The organism is Pseudomonas sp. NFIX28, from assembly GCF_900107395.1.
GTDB lineage: Bacteria > Pseudomonadota > Gammaproteobacteria > Pseudomonadales > Pseudomonadaceae > Aquipseudomonas.
Genome location: NZ_FNPW01000008.1, coordinates 14,673 through 32,643, shown reverse-complemented (window position 1 = coordinate 32,643; position 17,971 = coordinate 14,673). Strand labels below are relative to the sequence as shown.

Genomic DNA, 17,971 nt, shown 5'->3' with positions numbered 1-17,971 from the left:
TCCGCGGAGGACTTCGATGTGACCAGCATGGAACCCGGGAGCACAGGCGTCGATCCGCGCCTGAGCTTTGATGACCCGTTGTTGGATGGATTGTTGATCCTCTGCAAGCTGCATGATTGCAACGTCAGCCGGGCCAGCCTCAGTGCGGGACTGCCCCTGGCCCAGCAACGCCTGAGCCTGGACCTGCTGCCCCGCGCCGCCGCCCGCGCCAGCCTGCAGGCGCGCCTGTTGCGCCGCGAACTGTCGGCGATCTCCACACTCAACCTGCCGGTGCTGTTGATCCTCAAGCATGGCCGCTGCGCGGTCCTGCGCCGCTGGGGCGATGACGGCCAGGCGCTGATCCTGCCCAGCGAAGCCGAAGGAGGCGAACAATGGGTCAGCCAGGCCGAGCTGAACGACGATTACAGTGGCCAGGCGCTGTTCGCCCGGCCACGCCATGAACTGGAAGAGTTGCGCAACTCCCTGGTGCCGCGCGTCGAAGCCTGGTTCCGCGACACCCTGAAACTCTCGCGCTGGCTGTACAGCGACGCGATCCTCGCCAGCCTGCTGATCAACCTGCTGGGCCTGATGGTGCCGCTGTTCGTCATGCAGACCTATGACCGCGTGGTGCCCAACCAGGCCACCTCGACCCTCTGGGTGCTGGCCATCGGGCTGCTGATCGGCACCGGTTTCGAGCTGGTGCTGCGGGTGGTGCGCGCCCATCTGCTGGACAGCGCCGGCAAGCGCACCGACGTGATTCTCTCCGCCACCCTGTTCGAGCGCATCACCGGCATGGCGATGAAAGCCAAGCCGGCGACCGTCGGCGGCTTCGCCCAGAGCATCCATGACTTCCAGGGCCTGCGCGAATTTCTCACCGCCGTGACCCTGACCAGCCTGATCGACCTGCCCTTCGCCGTGCTGATGCTGCTGGTGATCGGCCTGCTCGGCGGCTGGCTGGTGGTGATTCCGCTGCTGGCGTTTCCCCTGACCATCGCCTTCGCCATGCTGATCCAGGCCCGCCTGCGCGACACCGTGCAAAAGAGCCTGAGCCTGGGCGCCGAACGCCAGGCGTTGCTGATCGAGACCCTCGGCGGCCTGGAAACCCTCAAGGCCTGCAGCGCCGAAAGCGAACGCCAGCACAAATGGGAAAGCACCCACGGCGCCCTCACCCGCCTCGACAGCCACGCGCGCAACCTCTCGGCCCTGGCCAGCAACGGCACCCTGTTCATCCAGCAGTTCTGCGGCATGGCGACCATAGTCGCCGGGGTCTACAGCATCATCGCCGGCAACCTCAGCGTCGGCGCGCTGGTGGCCACCTACATGCTCGGCAGCCGGGTCCTGGCGCCGCTGGGGCAGATCGCCGGGTTGATCACCCGCTACCAGCAGGCCCAGCTGACCATGCGCAGCACCGACGCGCTGATGGCCCTGCCTCAGGAACGCGATGCCCGCCAGCACCCGCTGGAGCGCACGCAGTTGCAGGGCGCGCTGGCGCTCAGCCAGGTGACCTTCCGCTACCAGGGGCAGAATGCCGCGGCGCTGAGCAATATCAGCTTCAGCATGCAGCGCGGCGAGCGCATCGGCATCATCGGCCGCAGCGGCTCCGGCAAGAGCACCCTGGGGCGCCTGGTCATGGGCTTCTATGCGCCCGAGGAAGGCCAGTTGCTGCTCGACGGCCTCGACCTGCGCCAGCTCGACGTGGCCGACCTGCGCCAGCAGATCGGCTATGTCGCCCACGATTTGCCGCTGCTGGCCGGCAGCCTGCGCGACAACCTGACCCTCGGCGCCCGCTACATCAGCGACGCGCGCATGCTCGAAGTGGCCGAGCTGACCGGCGTTACCGAACTGGCTCGCCAGCATCCCCAAGGCTTCGACCGGCCGGTGGGCGAGCGTGGCCAGCTGCTGTCCGGCGGCCAGCGCCAGGCCGTGCTGCTGGCCCGGGCGCTGCTGCTGGACCCGCCGATCATGCTCCTGGACGAACCCACCAGCGCCATGGACAACAGCAGCGAAGACGCCCTGCGCCAGCGCCTGCATACCTGGGTGCAAGGCAAGACCCTGCTGCTGGTGACCCACCGCACCTCGATGCTCAGCCTGGTGGACCGGCTGGTGGTCCTGGATAACGGACGGATCGTCGCCGACGGCCCGAAAGAAGCGGTCATCGATGCACTGCGCAAGGGCCGTGTCGGCTCTGCGGCGGTCTAGGAGTCGCCCCATGCCTGCCTCATCGCAATCCCGCGGCTACTTCGCCAGCCTGCGCAAAAGCGCGGAAAGCGAGTTCATGCCCGAAACCGCCGGCGCCTCGCTGCAGGACTCGCCGCGCGGCTCGCGCGTTATCGTCTGGCTGACTGCCGCGCTGCTTGTCAGCGCACTGCTTTGGGCCAAGTTCGCCGTGCTCCAGGAGGTCACCACCGGCGAAGGCAAGGCCATCCCGTCGAGCAAGGTGCAGGTGGTGCAGAACCTCGAAGGCGGCATCGTCACCGAGATCTTCGTGCGCGAAGGGCAGATGGTGAACAAGGGCGACACCCTGCTGCGCCTGGATGACACGCGCTTTCTGTCGAACAAGGGCGAAAGCGAGGCCGACCGCTACGCCTTGATGGCCCAGGTCGAGCGCCTCTCCGCGGAAGCCGAGGGCCGGCCGTTCAAGCCGTCCGACGAAGTGACGAGCAAGGCGCCCCAGGTCGCGGAAGACGAACGCTCGCTGTACGAACAGCGCCAGCGCCGCCTGGCCAGCGAACAGCGGACCCTGAGCGAACAGCTGCGGCAAAAGACCCAGGAACTGGCGGAGTTCCGCTCGAAACAAGGGCAATTCAGCTCCAGCCTGGCCTTGCTCAACCAGGAGATGAACATGTCGGCGCCGCTGGTGAATACCGGCGCGGTGTCGCCGGTGGAGATCCTGCGCCTCAAGCGCAGCGCGGTGGAAATCCGTGGCTCGCTCAATGCTACGACCCTGGCCATTCCCCGGGCGGAATCGGCGATCAACGAGATCAGGAGCAAGATCGACGAATCCGAACAAGGCTTCCGTTCCGATGCCGCCAAGGAGCTCAACGAGAAACGCACCGAACTGTCGAAAATCACCGCCTCGAGCATCGCCATCGACGACCGGGTGACCCGCACCACCGTGACCTCGCCGGTGCACGGGGTAATCAAGCAGTTGAAGGTCAACACCATCGGCGGCGTGGTCCAGCCGGGCAGCGACATGCTGGAAATCGTGCCGCTGGAGGACAACCTGCTGATCGAGGCCAAAGTGCGCCCGCAAGACGTGGCCTTCCTTCATCCCGGGCAGAAAGCCATGGTCAAGTTCAGCGCCTACGACTACACCATCTACGGCGGCCTGAGCGCCAAGCTCGAGCTGATCGGCGCCGACACCATCACCGACGACAAGGGCAACAGCTTTTACCTGATCCAGGTGCGCACCGACAAAAACCACCTGGGTGGCGACCTCAAGCCGCTGCTGATCATCCCCGGCATGGTCGCCACGGTGGACATCATCACCGGCGAGAAAAGCGTGCTCGACTACCTGCTCAAACCCGTGCTCAAGGCCCGGACCGAAGCGATGCGCGAACGCTGAAAAACCTCCTGTAGCCGCTGCCGCAGGCTGCGATGGGGCGCGCAGCGACCCCTGGGCCTGTCACCGCGTACCTCCTGAAAAACCGGGGCGCCTGGATCGGCGCCCGCTTCGCGGTCGATCGCAGCCTGCGGCAGCGGCTACAGGTTTCGCCTGCCATGCGTTGCAAGGCCCTTCCCCCTCGCCGCAATCTGCCCATCAATCAAAACACGCAAACGCCGCCAATCCCTGTAGCCGCTGCCGCAGGCTGCGCCGGGGCGCGCAGCGGCCCCAGGGCCTCTCACCGCGTATCTCCTGAAAGACCCAGGCGCCCGGAGCGGCGCCCGCTTCGCGGGCGATCGCAGCCTGCGGCAGCGGCTACAGGTTTCGCCTGCCCTACGTTGCAACGGCCTCCCCACTTCGCCGCAATCTGCCCGTTGAGCGAGATACGCAAACGCCGCCAATCCCTGTAGCCGCTGCCGCAGGCTGCGCCGGGACGCGCATCGGCCCCAGGGCCTGGCACCGCGTATTTCCTGAAAGACCCAGGCGCCGGATCGGCGCCCGCTTCGCGGTCGATCGCAGCCTGCGGCAGCGGCTACAGGTTTCGCCTGCCCTACGTTGCAAGGGCCTTCCCATTTCGCCGCAATCTGCCCGTTGAGCGAGATGCGCAAACGCCGCCAATCCCTGTAGCCGCTGCCGCAGGCTGCGCCGGGACGCGCAGCGGCCCCAGGGCCTGGCACCGCGTATTTCCTGAAAGACCCAGGCGCCGGATCGGCGCCCGCTTCGCGGTCGATCGCAGCCTGCGGCAGCGGCTACAGGTTTCGCCTGCCATGCGTTGCAAGGACCTTCCCATTTCGCCGCAATCTGCCCATCAATCAAAATGCGCAAACGCCACCAATCCCTGTAGCCGCTGCCGCAGGCTGCGATGGGGTGCGCAGCGGCCCCTGGACCTGACACCACGCTCTCCCTGAAAGACCACGCCACCCGGAGCGGCGCCCGCTTCGCGGGCGATCGCAGCCTTCGGCAGCGGCTACAGGCCTTTGGTCTGTTGGTGGTTGCGTTGGTAGGTGTCTTCGCCCATTGCCGCGATCTGTCCGTCGATCAGGGCTTCGAAGGGCTTTAGCAAGGGCGCGAACGTGGCCGGTGCCTCCAGGACTTGCAGGGCCTGGACGATGGCCTCGATGGTCGACAAGGCCCCCGGCCCGGGTGCCTTGCGCAACCGGTAACGGGAAACCGTGCCCTCGGCCAGGGTCACCCGTGGCAGCGCCGCCAGCAGCGGATTGAGGTGCAGCAACTTGCGCGCCTTGCGCCAGGTGCCATCGGGCACCACCAGCAGCAAAGGCTGCTCGTCCGGCACGCTGGAGTAGGCCTGCAACGGCTGCGCATCCTCCGCCGGGAACAACAGGCGCGCCTGATACCCGGGGCAGTTCAACAGCGCGGGCAAATCGGCAAACACCTCGCCGACGATCAACTCGGCATTGTTCAGCCCCAGCGCCGCCAGCCGCGCGGTGTTCAGCGCGTGGTTCACTTCGCTGGGGTGCTGCAGCAGCAATACCCGGGTGCGGCTGTCCAACCGCGGGATCAGCGGGCACAGGCAATGGGTTTTCGGGCGCAGGCAGCGCGGGCATTGAAGTCTCGACATGGGCGCCTCCTCAGGCTTGGTTGAGCTGCGCCTTGAGCAGGTCGCGGAATGTCTGGATCAAGGGTTCGCGACTGCGGCCACGACGCACGATCATCGAGAACGGCGCCTGATAGCCAAAGGTGGCCGGCAACAGCACGCGCAAATCGCCCTTGTCGGCCCAGGCCTGGGCGTAATGCTCCGGCAGGTAACCGATGTAGGCGCCGGACAGCACCAGGATCAGCTGCGCCTCCATACTTTCCACCGTCGCCGCGCTGTGCTTGAAGCCATGGCGCGCCAGTTCGGCCTGGCTCCAGTAGCCACGACCGACCATGCGCTGCTGGGTGATGACTTGCTCGGGAATGCGCCGCTCGTTGAACAGCGGGTGCCGACTGCTGCAATACAGCCAGTGCTGCTCGCGGTACAGCGGCATGTACACCAACCCGCTCATGCGCGTGGAAAACGCGCCGATGGCCAGGTCCAGGCGGTTGTCCTGCACGCCGAGCTGCAATTCGTAGGGACTGAGCACCGACAGGTGCAAATGCACCGCCGGGTGTTCCTGGCTGTAGGCGCCAATGGCTTCGGCGAACGGCAGGGCCTTGTCGCTTACCGTCGAGTCGATCACCCCCAGGTTGAGGGTGCCGCGCAACTCGCCCTTGAGCGCCGCGGCATATTGCTCGAAGCCCTCCAGCTCGGCCAGCAGGCGCAGGGTCTCCTGATGGAACAGCTCGCCCTTGCTGGTCAGGCTGAAACCGCCACGGCCACGGTGGCACAACACCAACCCCAGGGCCGATTCGAGCTGGCTCATGTAGGTGCTGATGGCCGAGGTGGAGAGGTTCAGCTCGTGCTGGGCATTGGCGAACCCCTGATGCCGCACCACGCTGACGAAGATGCGTAATAGTTTCAGATCAGGTAAAGCGTTGGCCATGGGAACTCCACAAGGAAAATCGACAACGGGAATCAAGTGCCAGGCCCAGCCGGCGCCTGTTGGCGTGCCTGCATATAGGCGGCTTCAGCGGTGATCAGGCCGCCAGGCAGCCATTCGCGGGCAAGCCTCGCTCCTACGGGACCGCATGCCCGCTCCGGGCTATACCGCTCCCGATGGCGCCAAAGTCTATCCGTTACCGCCGCCATTAGTTTAGAAAATCCTGAACTAAGTATTTGCCCGTAGCGATTCTTCTCGCCTACTACATTTCGCAGAATCGGCCCCACTCGGTTGCGCCGGCAATCTTTGCTGCGGCGCAAACCCCATAAATAAAACAACGATGAGGCCAATCCCGTGGACAAGATTCTCCACCAACCACTGGGCGGCAACGAAATGCCGCGCTTCGGCGGCATCGCCACCATGATGCGTCTTCCCCATGTGCCTACCCCAGCCGGCCTGGATGCCGCCTTTGTCGGCGTCCCGCTGGACATCGGCACCTCGCTGCGCGCCGGCACCCGCTTCGGGCCCCGCGAGATCCGCGCCGAATCGGTGATGATCCGCCCGTACAACATGGCCACCGGCGCCGCGCCCTTCGACTCGCTGAACGTGGCCGACATCGGCGACGTGGCGATCAACACCTTCAACCTGCTGGACGCCGTGCGCATCATCGAAGAAGCCTATGACGGCATCCTCGAGCACAACGTGATCCCGCTGACCCTGGGCGGCGACCACACCATCACCCTGCCGATCCTACGCGCCATCCACAAGAAGCACGGCAAGGTCGGCCTGGTGCACATCGACGCCCACGCCGATGTCAACGACCACATGTTCGGCGAGAAGATCGCCCACGGCACCACCTTCCGCCGCGCCGTGGAAGAAGGCCTGCTGGACTGCGACCGCGTGGTGCAGATCGGCCTGCGCGCCCAGGGCTACACCGCCGAAGACTTCAACTGGAGCCGCAAGCAGGGCTTTCGCGTGGTGCAGGCCGAAGAGTGCTGGCACAAATCGCTGGAACCGCTGATGGCCGAAGTACGGGCCAAGGTCGGCGACGGCCCGGTGTACCTGAGCTTCGACATCGACGGCATCGACCCGGCCTGGGCGCCGGGCACCGGCACCCCGGAAATCGGCGGCCTGACGACCATCCAGGCGATCGAGATCGTCCGTGGCTGCCAGGGCCTCGACCTGGTCGGCTGCGATCTGGTAGAAGTCTCGCCGCCATACGACACCACCGGTAACACCTCGCTGCTGGGCGCCAACCTGCTGTACGAAATGCTCTGCGTGCTGCCGGGCGTGGCGCGTCGCTGAGGCCCGGCCATGAACGAGCACGAGCAGGTCCTCAAAGCCGCCGCCGATCTGGTGGCGGCCTTTGCCCGTAACGATCGCGAAGCCTATTTCGGCGCGTTCAGCGTTGACGCCAGCTTCGTCTTCTACACCCTCGCCCAGCCCTTGCTGTCACGCGACGCCTACCAGGCGCTGTGGGACAGCTGGCGCCGCGAGGACGGCTTCGAGGTGCTGTCCTGCACCTCGAGCAACGCGTTTGTCAGCCTGCAGGGCGACACCGCGGTATTTATTCATGACGTCGCCACCGAGCTGCGCATGCAAGGGGAGCAACACTTCAGCCAGGAGCGCGAGACCATTGTTTTTCGCAAGCAAGGGTCCGCCACACAACAACAAGGCCTATGGCTGGCCTGCCACGAACATTTGTCCGCAATGCCGGAAGGGCTGCCACCCCCTTAGCCAGACAGGTGACGCTCACAAACAATGAGCGCGCCTTTGTGATCGGAGCAGATCATGAATAACAACAACAAAGAAAAAAGCCTTAGCAGCATCGAAACAAACGGGGTCGAACAGATCCCGGACCATGAACGCGACGCCCGGCCCAGCGACCTGTTTCGCCTGATCTTCGGCGGCGCCAACACCTTTGCCACCGCCGTGCTCGGCAGTTTCCCGGTGCTGTTCGGCCTGTCCTTCCAGGCCGGGGCCTGGGCGATTGTGCTGGGCGTGATCCTGGGGGCACTGATCCTCGCGCCGATGGGTTTGTTCGGGCCGATCAACGGCACCAACAACGCGGTCTCTTCCGGTGCGCATTTCGGCGTGCACGGGCGGATCGTCGGCTCGTTCCTGTCATTGCTGACCGCCATCGCCTTCTTTTCGCTCTCCGTGTGGAGTTCGGGGGACGCTCTGGTGGGCGGCGCCAAGCGCCTGGCCGACCTGCCGGAAACCGACCTGACCCTGGGCCTGGCCTACGGCTTGTTCGCGATCCTGGTGCTGACGGTGTGCATCTACGGCTTTCGCTTCATGCTGTGGGTCAACCGCATTGCCGTGTGGGCGGCGAGCCTGCTGTTCCTGCTGGGGATCTTCGCCTTCGCGCCGGCCTTCGACAGCCAGTTCGCCGGTACCGTGGCCCTCGGTCAGGCGGGTTTCTGGGCGGCCTTTATCGGCGCCGCGCTGGTGGCCATGAGCAACCCGATTTCCTTCGGCGCGTTCCTCGGCGACTGGTCGCGCTACATCCCCCGCGAAACCCCGAAAGGCCGGATCATGCTGGCGGTGATCGCCGCGCAGCTCGCCACCCTGATTCCCTTTCTGTTCGGCCTGGCCACCGCCACCATCGTCGCGGTCAAGGCGCCCGACTACATCGCCGCCAACAACTACGTCGGCGGCCTGCTGGCGGTCTCGCCGAGCTGGTTCTTCCTGCCGGTGTGCCTGATCGCGGTGATCGGCGGCATGTCCACCGGCACCACCTCGCTGTATGGCACCGGCCTGGACATGTCCAGCGTGTTCCCGCGGGTGCTGTCGCGGGTCAAGGCGACCCTGCTGATCGGCCTGCTGTCGATCGCCTTTATCTTCATCGGGCGCTTCGCCGCCAACCTGGTGCAGAGCGTGTCGACCTTCGCCGTGCTGATCATCACCTGCACCACCCCGTGGATGGTGATCATGCTGATCGGCCTGCTGGTGCGTCGCGGCTTCTACTGCCCGGACGACCTGCAAGTCTTCACCCGTGGCGAGACGGGCGGCCGCTACTGGTTCCAGCACGGCTGGAACTGGCGTGGCCTGGGGGCCTGGATCCCCAGCGCGCTGGTCGGCCTGTGCTTCGTCAACCTGCCCGGGCAGTTCGTCGGCCCGCTGGGCAACCTGGCCGACGGCATCGATATCAGCCTGCCGGTGACCCTGGGCCTGGCCTCGCTGGTGTACCTGGCCCTGCTCAGGCTGTTCCCGGAACCGGCCGCGGTCTACGGCCCCAACGATCCACGCAGCAAGAGCACGGATTCGCTCGCTAAACCGGTCATGCGCCAAACCGCCTGACCCATGCATGACCTGTAGCAGCAGGCTCGCCCGCGATCACGCCGCACACGACGGGGCCCGACCCCGTCGCCTTGATCGCGACAAGCCTCGCTCCTACAGCAAGCCTCTATAAGAAAGACAATCGGAGACACGCCACCATGGCTTTAGATCTATTCGTCGTACTCATCTACGCCGCCGGCATGCTGGTGCTCGGCTATTACGGCATGCGCAAGGCCAAGACCCATGAGGATTACCTGGTCGCCGGCCGCAACCTGGGCCCTACCCTGTACATGGGCACCATGGCCGCCACCGTGCTGGGCGGAGCTTCCACCGTCGGCACCGTGCGCCTGGGCTATGTCCACGGCATTTCCGGTTTCTGGCTGTGCGCCGCGCTGGGCGCGGGCATCATCGCCCTCAACCTGCTGCTGGCCAAACCGCTGCTCAAGCTGCGGATCTTCACCGTTACCCAGGTCCTGGAAAAGCGCTACAACCCGATGGCCCGCCAGGCCAGCGCGGTGATCATGCTGGCCTACGCGCTGATGATCGGCGTGACCTCGATCCTCGCCATCGGCACCGTGCTGCAAGTGCTGTTCGGCCTGCCGTTCTGGATCTCGGTGCTGCTGGGCGGCGGCGTGGTGGTGATCTATTCGGCGATCGGCGGCATGTGGTCGCTGACCCTGACCGACATCGTCCAGTTCGTGATCAAGACCGTCGGCCTGATGTTCATCCTGCTACCGATCTGCCTGTACCGCGTCGGCGGCTGGGATGAGCTGGTGGCCAAGCTGCCGGCATCCAGCTTCAGCTTCACCGCCATCGGCTGGGACACCATCGTCACCTACTTCATGATCTACTTCTTCGGCATCCTGATCGGCCAGGACATCTGGCAACGGGTGTTCACCGCCAAGACCGAAAAAGTCGCGCAATACGCCGGCACCGTCGCCGGCTTCTACTGCATCCTCTACGGCCTGGCCTGCGCCCTGATCGGCATGGCCGCGCATGTCTTGCTGCCGGACCTGGACAACGTCAACAACGCCTTCGCCGCCATCGTCAAAGCCTCGCTGCCGGACGGCATCCGTGGCCTGGTGATCGCCGCGGCCCTGGCCGCCATGATGTCCACCGCCAGCGCCGGCCTGCTGGCCGCCTCCACCACCCTGACCGAAGACCTGTTGCCCAAGCTGCGTGGCGGCAAGCAGTCGAGCCTGGGGATCAACCGCCTGTTCACCCTGCTGACCGGCATCGTGGTCCTGGGCATCGCCCTGGTGGTCAACGACGTGATCAGCGCCCTGACCCTGGCCTATAACCTGCTGGTGGGCGGCATGCTGATCCCGCTGATCGGCGCGATCTTCTGGAAACGCGCCACCACCACCGGCGCCATCGTCAGCATGGGCCTGGGCTTCATCACCGCGCTGGTGTTCATGTTCAAGGACGGCCTGGACGCCAACACCCCGATCTACTACAGCCTGGCGATCAGCCTGGTCAGCTTCGTGGCGGTAAGCCTGTTGTCTCGTCGCCCGGCATCCCTGGCCAACGCGATCTAACCTCAGGTCAGACGCCGTACATTTTTCTTCGGCGGGTGCAGCGTCGGTGGCTGCACCCGTTTTTTTTCGCCTGGAGCAAAGCCGATGAAGATTGTCAGCCGCGACCGCTGGTTCGAAGTCAAACCCCTGAGCGACGGGGTTCGGCTGATTCACGAGCCTTATATCCGCCCGTTCTACCGCTGCAACCTGTGGCATATCCAGGGCCGCGACAAGGACCTGCTGCTGGACAGCGGCTCCGGCCTGGTCAGCTTGCGCGAGCAGTTGCCCTGGCTCACCGAACGGCCGTTGCTGGCGGTGGCCAGCCATTGCCATTTCGACCATATCGCCGGCCATCACGAATTCGCCGAACGCCTGGTGCACCCGGCCGAGGCGCAAATCCTCGCCGCGCCCGATGGCGCCAATACCTTGTCTGCCGCCTGTGTCGGCGACGCGATGTTCGAGGCCCACCCGGATTGCCCGCTGTGCTACGCCGAATATCGGGTCAAGGCCGCCCCGGCCACGCGCCTGATCGAGGAAGGCGACGTGCTCGACCTGGGCGACCGCACCCTCCAGGTGCTACATACGCCCGGCCACTCCCCCGGGGGAATCAGCCTTTGGGAGCCGGCCAGCGGCATTTTGTTCAGCGGCGACATCATCTACGACGGCCCGCTGGTCGAAGACGCCTACCATTCCAACCTGGAGGACTACGCCGCCAGCCTCAGACGCTTGTACGAGTTGCCGGTGCGTACCGTGCACGGTGGCCATTTCGGCAGTTTTTCCGGCGCGCAGCTGCGCACGATGATCGAGGATTGGATCCGTCGGCACCCATGAAGCTGTGCTGTACTGCCCACAAATACGCCCGTTTCGCAGCCCGCGCGCCCGCCCCTCCGCCTGCAAAGAGCCAAGATGAAAAGAGCCGAAGTTCGCCAAGTCGTGCACGACTTCATCAGCCGCCTGCTGGAGGGCAATGATGGGTTTTCCGACGATGCGAGCCTGCAGGAGCTGGGGTTGGACAAGCAGGATATCGAGGATTTGATCTTCCACCTGGAAGATGAATTTGGACTGACCGCCTTTACCCACGAAGAAGACCAGATGCTCAAGGCGGCGAACAGCGCCAATGACTTGAGCCGGTTTCTACTGAAGATTTCACGGCACTAGAAGTTACGGCAGTGGATTTCACGGCCCTGGATTTCACGGCATCGGGCGCCGCGAGTGGGTGATGAGTGGTTGAATTGCGGGTGTGAAGCAGAAGGCTACGACCATTCGCGAGCGAACCTGCCCACGCGCGGCCGAAAAGTGACGGGAGCAGGCTGAAAAGCCTGCCCCACTCCCGAGTCGATAATTAACGGCGGCGCTGTTGCCGACGCCGTTGTTCGTCGTCTGTGCGAATTGGCACCGGCTGCAATGGCGGCTCGATCAGCCCCAGTGCGACCCCGAGGTCATGAAGCCAGTTTTGCAGTTTCTCTTTCATAGTGCCCCCCTTAAGGGTCGTGCCTAGCGGCTGGGTTCTTGAGCCGCTTAGCTCTGATAATAGCGCTAAGTTTGGCGCAGTGCTCCCCCCGGATAGCAATGATCTGTTACCGGATTGATCCGAATCTGCCGGCCCGTTTCGGCCCTGCATCCGCGGCGCTGGCCGTCGGTCGGTCTGGCTCGCCTGTTGCAGCTCGATCCAGGCATCAAGATCAACGCCGAGCATGCCCCTGCGTCATATCGGCCAGGTAGTGCGGCAGACTGCCGGTTGCCCGGCAATGCCATGCCATCGCCTGGACCTGCCGCTACAACAGGCTGCGAATCCGCCGGCGCAACCATTGTTCGGCGCTGACGAAAGTGATGCCCAGCAACACCAGCACCGCGCCGATCACGAAGTTGAGGCTCAGAGGTTCGTCCAGCAACAGGACCCCGAAGGTGACGCCGAACAGCGGCGTCATAAAGGAAAACACCGCCAGGTTGGCGGCCAGGTAACGGCGCAGCAGCCAGAACCAGGTCAGGTAGCTGAAAAAGGACACCACCAGCCCCTGGAAAAGCACGCTGGCCACCGCTACCGGAGTCAGGCTGACATGGGTGGCCTGGCCGCTCAGCGCGGCGATCAGCAGCAGGCCGACAAAACCGACAATCAGCTGATAGAACAGGGTCAGGGTCGCCGGCGCCTCGGACAGGCGCGATGCACGCACCACCACCGTGGTCGCGCCCCAGGCCAGGCCGGCCAGCACGCCGAGGGCGTCGCCGAGCAACATGCGCGTGTCCAGGCTGTCCAGCGAGATGCCGCCGGCAAAAGCCACGCCGATGCCGATGAACGCCAGCAGGATCCCCAGCCATTGCAGGGGCCTGAGGCGTTCGCTGGGCAGCAGCCAGTTCACCCCCAGCGCGGTAAAAATCGGCGCGGTGTAGAGAAACACCGACATGTGCGCGGCGCTGGTGAGCTTGAGCCCCTCGGCGATAAACAGGAACTCCAGGCCGAACAGGCTGCCGGCCAGCAGGCCGCCGCGCCAGGTGCTGCCGATCTGCGACCAGCCGCCCTTCCAGCACATCAGCAGGGCCACCAGCAGCGCCGAAATGCCCGAGCGCGCGGCCGCCTGCATCACCGGCGCGATATCCGCCGCGGCCCATTTGATCATCACCTGCTGCACGCCCCAGATCAGGCACAGCCCCAACATCACTTGCAGCGCGAAGCCGTCGGCGTTGCGCCGTTCGATGCTCACCGCAGCCCCTCGGGCAGTTTCATGGACATGGCAGTTACTCGACAGAAACGACAAAGCCCCGGAAGCGCTCCGGGGCGAAGAATGAATGTGCTGTCGATTATCAACCAAACGGACAGAAAAAAACGCCCGAAAAAGAGCTTCGAGAGAACGAAATACTCAGGTCAGTTCAATGCGGTCGGCATGAATAACGATCTGGCCATTCTTGTACAAGGCGCCGATGGCCTTCTTGAAGTTGCCCTTGCTGACCCCGAACAAACTGCTGATCACTGTTGGATCGCTCTTGTCGCTGACCGGCAGGGTGCCGTTGTTTTCGCGCAACTTGGCGAGGATCTTGGCGTTCAAGCTGCTGGCCAGTTCTTCGCCCACTGGTTGCAGGCTGAGGCTGATCTTGCCGTCGGCGCGGATCTCTTTGATGAAGCCTTTTTCCTGTTTGCCCGGGCGCAAGAACTTGAACACTTCGTTCTTGTGGATCAGGCCCCAATGCTTGTTGTTGATGATCGCCTTGAAGCCCATGTCGGTGCTCTCGGCCACCAGCAGGTCAACTTCCTGGCCGACCTTGTAGGTCACCGGAGCCTTGTCCAGGTAGCGGTCCAGGCGCGCCGTGGCGGTGATGCGCCGGGTGTGTTTGTCGAGGTAGACATGCACCACGCAATATTCGCCGGCGGTCAGTTGGCGCTTTTCCTCGGAATAAGGCAGCAGCAAGTCCTTGGGCAGGCCCCAGTCGAGGAATACACCGATACTGTTAACTTCCACGACTTTAAGACTGGCGAACTCACCGACTTGAACTTTTGGTTTTTCGGTAGTTGCAATTAACTTGTCGGCACTATCCAGATAAACAAAAACATTCAACCAGTCTTCATCTTCACTGGGAATGTCCTTGGGAATATAACGATTGGGCAGCAATATTTCGCCGTCCGCCCCGCCGTCCAGATATAAACCGAAGTTAGTGTGTTTAACCACTTGCAAACTGTTGTAGCGCCCGACTAAAGCCATTTCCAATACCCTCATTGCGTGGGCGGCATTCTACCCGGTTTTCCGGGCCGGGTTCGCCCGAGTCGCCGGATAGCCCTGATATTTGCTGAATGCCTTGATTTTTATGGCTTTGCGCCAGCCATCGGCTCCGTCCGTCAGACGGTCCGCTACCGACTTTTCCCGGCACGCGCCCGTACAGGCGTCCGTTTTTTGCAGTGTCCTTATTTAAAACAGCAGCTTATGGAGATATTCCCGAGATCAACTTAGGATCGAGCGGGAGTTTTTCCGCTGTTATTTCCAAAGGATATTTATCAAGCAATTGTCAAGCATTTCATGTATGATGGCTGGCCAAATTAATTTTCCAAAGGTTAATGGCCGCCATGCGTGTAAAAGCATCCAACAGCAAAGCAAAGCCAGCTCCAGCCGTTGAAACCAGCGAATCGATCAACGATCAGATTGCTGCTTTCCTGAAATCCGGTGGCGAGATCCAGCAAATTGCCAAAGGCGTCAGCGGCCAGACTTTCGGCCCGTCCAAGCAGATCAGCCTGGGCAAGAAGTAATCCCCGCTACACCTCCTGGTCCCTAAGCGCTTTGAGTCTCAAGGCGCTAGGACTAGAGTCCAGCCCCACCACCTGTCCCCCTCTGCTAAAAATCGACGAACGGCCCTCATCCCCGAGGTTTCGCCGGTATCCTTTTCACGTCTGGATTGGACGTTTCAGTAGGTTCCGCGGTTCCTGCTCCTCGCGTTTCATGGAGTGAAGCATGTTTAAACCCTCCCTTTTGCTGCTTGCCAGCCTCCTTGCCAGCCCCCTGGCGCACGGGCAGATCTTCCAGCGCGAACTGGGCGACTTCGACCTCAAGCTCAGCAGCACGCCCAGCCGCAGCATGGCCCAGGGCCTGGTCAAGCCGTCGGCCACCGGCTCGTTCCACGGCGGCCTGGACCTGACCCACGACAGCGGCTGGTACATCGGCCAATGGTCGCCGAGCATGGGCCTGGGCGAGAGCGACCTGGAAGTGGATTCCTACCTGGGCTTCAAGCGCCCCTTCGATCAGACCCTGGGCTATGAAGTGGGGATGATCCAGTACAGCTACCCGCAGCTGGCCCCGCAGAACAGCCAGGAGTTCTACGGCGGCCTGACACTCCTGGGCAGCCGCTTCGGCGCCGCCTTCAGCCAGGACCCGGACAAGCGCAACAGCACCCTGTTCGCCGACCTGGGCGGCAACCAGCCCTTCGGCATCGGCGTCAGCCTCAAGTACACCACTCATCAGTTGGGCAACCCGGTATCGGTAAGCAACGGCTACGTCGGCAGCTTCAACGACTGGTCGGTCAAGCTCTCCCGCCCCTGGATGGGCATCGACCTGAAGCTGATCTACAGCGACTCCAATCTCAACGGCAGCGATTGTTCGGCCTATTCTGGACATAACGCGCAATGCGACAGTCTGCTCACCTTCAAGGCCGAGCATGCGTTTTATTGAGCGGCTGAACTGCGGGAGGTTTTCCGGGTTCAGATGAGAAAACCCGTCTTGAAAACCCGGGCCTTCGCAAGGACTTGCCATGTCGCGTCGGTTGCAGCACCTCACCCTCCTATTGCTGTTAAGCCTGGTGCTGACCGCCTGTAACCGTGTCGGCCTGGCTTATCGCAACCTCGATGTGATCATTCCCTGGACGCTCAACGACTACCTGGAAATGAACCGCAAGCAGAAAAGCTGGTTCAACGAACGCCTCAAGGAACACCTGAGCTGGCATTGCAGCACGCAATTGCCCGGCTACCTTGACTGGCTGGAGCGCCTGCAGCAGATGGTGCTCCGCGATCAGGTCAACGATGCCGCGCTGCAGGAGCGTACCCGGGAAGCCAAGCAAGCCATCGCCCAGACCGCGCGTGCCATTGCACCGTCGGCCATCGAGCTGCTGCAAGGGCTGGACGATGGTCAGGTGGCGCAAATGAAGGAAGCCTTTGCCAAGGACATGCGCGAACGCCGGAGCAAATACCTCAAGCCGCCGCTGGAACAACAGATCGCACGGCGCGCCGAACGCATGGACAAACGCCTAACCACCTGGCTGGGGCCGCTCACGCCTGACCAGGCCCGGCGGGTGCTGGACTGGTCAAAATCCCTGGGCGAGCAGAACCAGCTCTGGCTCGCCAACCGCGCCAATTGGCAGGCGCAGTTCAGTGCCGCGCTGGAGCAACGCCAGAGCAGCGATTTCGGCAAACGCATCGAGCGCCTGCTGGTCGATCGCGAAAGCTTCTGGACACCGGCCTATCGCCAGGCCTCTGCCAACAGCGAACAGGCGGCGCGCAGTCTGCTGGTGGACGTGATGGCCAGCAGCACGCCAGCCCAGCGCGAACACCTGCACAACAAGTTGCAGAACGTGCGCGATGAGTTCGAAGCATTGGACTGCATGCATACGGCACGCCAGGAATAAGCATTTTTTTGCCGCCAGGGCGCTTGCCTGCGCAGGCTCTTAACCGCTCGCAACCATCGCCAAGCAGGCATCGCCCCTCAGCTCATCGGCCTGACCGTTGGGCGGAACCGTCCGGCGGCTGTCGATCTGCCCGCGGGCGAAACGACTAGCCTGTGTAGGCACTGTCGCCGCGCCACTTGTCGCAGGAGAAGACATCATGCACCTCAACGATCATCCGGTCGTATCCCGGGAACAATGGATACAGGCCCGCAAGCAGCACCTGATTCACGAAAAGGCGTTCACCCACCAGCGCGACCAACTAAGCGCCGAGCGGCGCGCGCTGCCCTGGGTGAAAGTCGACAAGCCCTACCGCTTCCAGGGCCCCCATGGCGAGCTGAGCCTGGCCGATCTGTTCGGCGATCACAGCCAGCTGGTGATCTACCACTTCATGTTTGCCGAAGGCTGGGACGAAGGTTGCCCGGGCTGCTCTTTCCTTGCCGATCATATCGACGGCGCCAACCAGCATCTGGCCCATCACGACGTCGCGCTGGTGGCGGTGTCCCATGCACCGTTCGCCGAATTCCAGGCGTTCAAGCGGCGCATGGGCTGGAAGTTCGACTGGGTTTCATCCGTCGGCTGTGACTTCAATTACGACTTCGGGGTCAGCCTGCGGCCCGACGAGGTCGCCGCCGGCACCGCCACCTACAACTACGAAAAAACCGACGGCGCCGAAGAAGAGCTGCCCGGCCTCAGCGTGTTCTACCGCAATGAAGCCGGTGAAATCTTCCACACCTACTCCACCTACGCCCGCGGCCTGGACCTGCTGGTAGGCGCCTACAACTACCTGGACCTGACGCCCAAGGGGCGCAACGAAGAACAGATCATGGGATGGGTCAGGCACCATGACCGTTATGACGACAAGCCAGGCGCCAGTTGCTGCCATGGCGAGTCCTGAGCGATAGAGCGCAATCGCGAGCAAACTTGCGCCTCAGGGACCGAGTTTGCTCGCGATCCCCATCCGGCCGGCGGAAAAA

Annotated in this window: 17 protein-coding genes; 12 read left to right on the top strand and 5 right to left on the bottom strand. The window is 63.5% G+C overall.

The window, feature by feature from the left end:
• The first annotated feature begins 18 nt into the window (after nt 1-18).
• Entirely contained in the window at nt 19-2,178 is a 2,160-nt protein-coding gene (locus tag BLV20_RS16480) for a type I secretion system permease/ATPase (protein WP_092303213.1), read from the top strand.
• Nucleotides 2,179-2,188: 10 nt separating this feature from the next.
• Nucleotides 2,189-3,544, top strand: coding sequence for an HlyD family type I secretion periplasmic adaptor subunit (locus tag BLV20_RS16475; protein ID WP_092303211.1), 1,356 nt, complete (start codon nt 2,189-2,191; stop codon nt 3,542-3,544).
• Nucleotides 3,545-4,550: 1,006 nt separating this feature from the next.
• Here the strand turns inward: BLV20_RS16475 and BLV20_RS16470 are convergent.
• A complete protein-coding gene (locus BLV20_RS16470) occupies nt 4,551-5,162 on the bottom strand; it encodes a tRNA-uridine aminocarboxypropyltransferase (RefSeq protein ID WP_092303209.1) in 612 nt (203 codons plus the stop codon).
• 10 nt (nt 5,163-5,172) lie between these two features.
• Entirely contained in the window at nt 5,173-6,066 is an 894-nt protein-coding gene (locus tag BLV20_RS16465) for a LysR family transcriptional regulator (protein WP_092303207.1), read from the bottom strand.
• Between the two features lie 351 nt (nt 6,067-6,417).
• Between BLV20_RS16465 and speB the strand changes: the two genes are divergently transcribed.
• From speB to BLV20_RS16435, 6 genes are all read left to right on the top strand, one after another.
• Complete coding sequence (gene speB / locus BLV20_RS16460; RefSeq protein ID WP_025805128.1) at nt 6,418-7,368, top strand: agmatinase; 951 nt, start codon at nt 6,418-6,420, stop codon at nt 7,366-7,368.
• 9 nt (nt 7,369-7,377) lie between these two features.
• The gene (locus BLV20_RS16455) at nt 7,378-7,800 is read left to right on the top strand and encodes a YybH family protein (RefSeq protein ID WP_092303205.1); all 423 of its coding nucleotides are present in this window, start codon (nt 7,378-7,380) and stop codon (nt 7,798-7,800) included.
• 54 nt (nt 7,801-7,854) lie between these two features.
• Complete coding sequence (locus BLV20_RS16450) at nt 7,855-9,366, top strand: purine-cytosine permease family protein (protein WP_092303203.1); 1,512 nt, start codon at nt 7,855-7,857, stop codon at nt 9,364-9,366.
• A 137-nt stretch (nt 9,367-9,503) separates the two neighbouring features.
• Nucleotides 9,504-10,883: a sodium:solute symporter family protein gene (locus tag BLV20_RS16445; RefSeq protein WP_092303201.1), complete on the top strand. Its 1,380-nt coding sequence runs from the start codon at nt 9,504-9,506 to the stop codon at nt 10,881-10,883.
• Nucleotides 10,884-10,967: 84 nt separating this feature from the next.
• The gene (locus BLV20_RS16440; protein ID WP_092303199.1) at nt 10,968-11,693 is read left to right on the top strand and encodes an MBL fold metallo-hydrolase; all 726 of its coding nucleotides are present in this window, start codon (nt 10,968-10,970) and stop codon (nt 11,691-11,693) included.
• A 75-nt stretch (nt 11,694-11,768) separates the two neighbouring features.
• Entirely contained in the window at nt 11,769-12,020 is a 252-nt protein-coding gene (locus BLV20_RS16435; RefSeq protein ID WP_092303197.1) for a phosphopantetheine-containing protein, read from the top strand.
• Nucleotides 12,021-12,204: 184 nt separating this feature from the next.
• Here the strand turns inward: BLV20_RS16435 and BLV20_RS31765 are convergent, their stop codons facing one another.
• From BLV20_RS31765 to BLV20_RS16425, 3 genes are all read right to left on the bottom strand, one after another.
• Nucleotides 12,205-12,333 carry a PA1414 family protein gene (locus BLV20_RS31765; protein WP_009042667.1) on the bottom strand — a complete coding sequence of 43 codons (129 nt, stop codon included), beginning with the start codon at nt 12,331-12,333 and terminating at the stop codon, nt 12,205-12,207.
• A gap of 304 nt (nt 12,334-12,637) precedes the next feature.
• Nucleotides 12,638-13,561: a DMT family transporter gene (locus BLV20_RS16430; RefSeq protein ID WP_092303195.1), complete on the bottom strand. Its 924-nt coding sequence runs from the start codon at nt 13,559-13,561 to the stop codon at nt 12,638-12,640.
• A 156-nt stretch (nt 13,562-13,717) separates the two neighbouring features.
• Entirely contained in the window at nt 13,718-14,554 is an 837-nt protein-coding gene (locus BLV20_RS16425) for a CvfB family protein (protein ID WP_092303193.1), read from the bottom strand.
• 350 nt (nt 14,555-14,904) lie between these two features.
• On the opposite strand from BLV20_RS16425, the gene BLV20_RS16420 reads away from it, so the two are divergent.
• From BLV20_RS16420 to BLV20_RS16405, 4 genes are all read left to right on the top strand, one after another.
• Entirely contained in the window at nt 14,905-15,093 is a 189-nt protein-coding gene (locus tag BLV20_RS16420) for a hypothetical protein (RefSeq protein WP_016702300.1), read from the top strand.
• A 202-nt stretch (nt 15,094-15,295) separates the two neighbouring features.
• Nucleotides 15,296-16,009, top strand: a complete 714-nt coding sequence (locus tag BLV20_RS16415; protein WP_092303191.1) for a TorF family putative porin — start codon at nt 15,296-15,298, stop codon at nt 16,007-16,009.
• A gap of 79 nt (nt 16,010-16,088) precedes the next feature.
• A complete protein-coding gene (locus BLV20_RS16410) occupies nt 16,089-16,958 on the top strand; it encodes a DUF6279 family lipoprotein (RefSeq protein WP_092303189.1) in 870 nt (289 codons plus the stop codon).
• A 196-nt stretch (nt 16,959-17,154) separates the two neighbouring features.
• On the top strand, nt 17,155-17,892 hold the full coding sequence (locus BLV20_RS16405) for a DUF899 domain-containing protein (protein ID WP_092303187.1): 738 nt from the start codon (nt 17,155-17,157) through the stop codon (nt 17,890-17,892).
• Nucleotides 17,893-17,971 lie beyond the last annotated feature (79 nt).

Excerpts from the sequence above, each read along its gene's own strand:
- BLV20_RS16475 (WP_092303211.1), top strand. The coding sequence starts at position 2,189 with ATGCCTGCCTCATCGCAATCCCGCGGCTACTTCGCCAGCCTGCGCAAA.
- BLV20_RS16470 (WP_092303209.1), bottom strand. The coding sequence starts at position 5,162 with ATGTCGAGACTTCAATGCCCGCGCTGCCTGCGCCCGAAAACCCATTGC.
- BLV20_RS16465 (WP_092303207.1), bottom strand. The coding sequence starts at position 6,066 with ATGGCCAACGCTTTACCTGATCTGAAACTATTACGCATCTTCGTCAGC.
- BLV20_RS16455 (WP_092303205.1), top strand. The coding sequence starts at position 7,378 with ATGAACGAGCACGAGCAGGTCCTCAAAGCCGCCGCCGATCTGGTGGCG.
- BLV20_RS16450 (WP_092303203.1), top strand. The coding sequence starts at position 7,855 with ATGAATAACAACAACAAAGAAAAAAGCCTTAGCAGCATCGAAACAAAC.
- BLV20_RS16445 (WP_092303201.1), top strand. The coding sequence starts at position 9,504 with ATGGCTTTAGATCTATTCGTCGTACTCATCTACGCCGCCGGCATGCTG.
- BLV20_RS16440 (WP_092303199.1), top strand. The coding sequence starts at position 10,968 with ATGAAGATTGTCAGCCGCGACCGCTGGTTCGAAGTCAAACCCCTGAGC.
- BLV20_RS16435 (WP_092303197.1), top strand. The coding sequence starts at position 11,769 with ATGAAAAGAGCCGAAGTTCGCCAAGTCGTGCACGACTTCATCAGCCGC.
- BLV20_RS31765 (WP_009042667.1), bottom strand. The coding sequence starts at position 12,333 with ATGAAAGAGAAACTGCAAAACTGGCTTCATGACCTCGGGGTCGCACTG.
- BLV20_RS16425 (WP_092303193.1), bottom strand. The coding sequence starts at position 14,554 with ATGGCTTTAGTCGGGCGCTACAACAGTTTGCAAGTGGTTAAACACACT.
- BLV20_RS16420 (WP_016702300.1), top strand. The coding sequence starts at position 14,905 with ATGGCCGCCATGCGTGTAAAAGCATCCAACAGCAAAGCAAAGCCAGCT.
- BLV20_RS16415 (WP_092303191.1), top strand. The coding sequence starts at position 15,296 with ATGTTTAAACCCTCCCTTTTGCTGCTTGCCAGCCTCCTTGCCAGCCCC.
- BLV20_RS16410 (WP_092303189.1), top strand. The coding sequence starts at position 16,089 with ATGTCGCGTCGGTTGCAGCACCTCACCCTCCTATTGCTGTTAAGCCTG.
- BLV20_RS16405 (WP_092303187.1), top strand. The coding sequence starts at position 17,155 with ATGCACCTCAACGATCATCCGGTCGTATCCCGGGAACAATGGATACAG.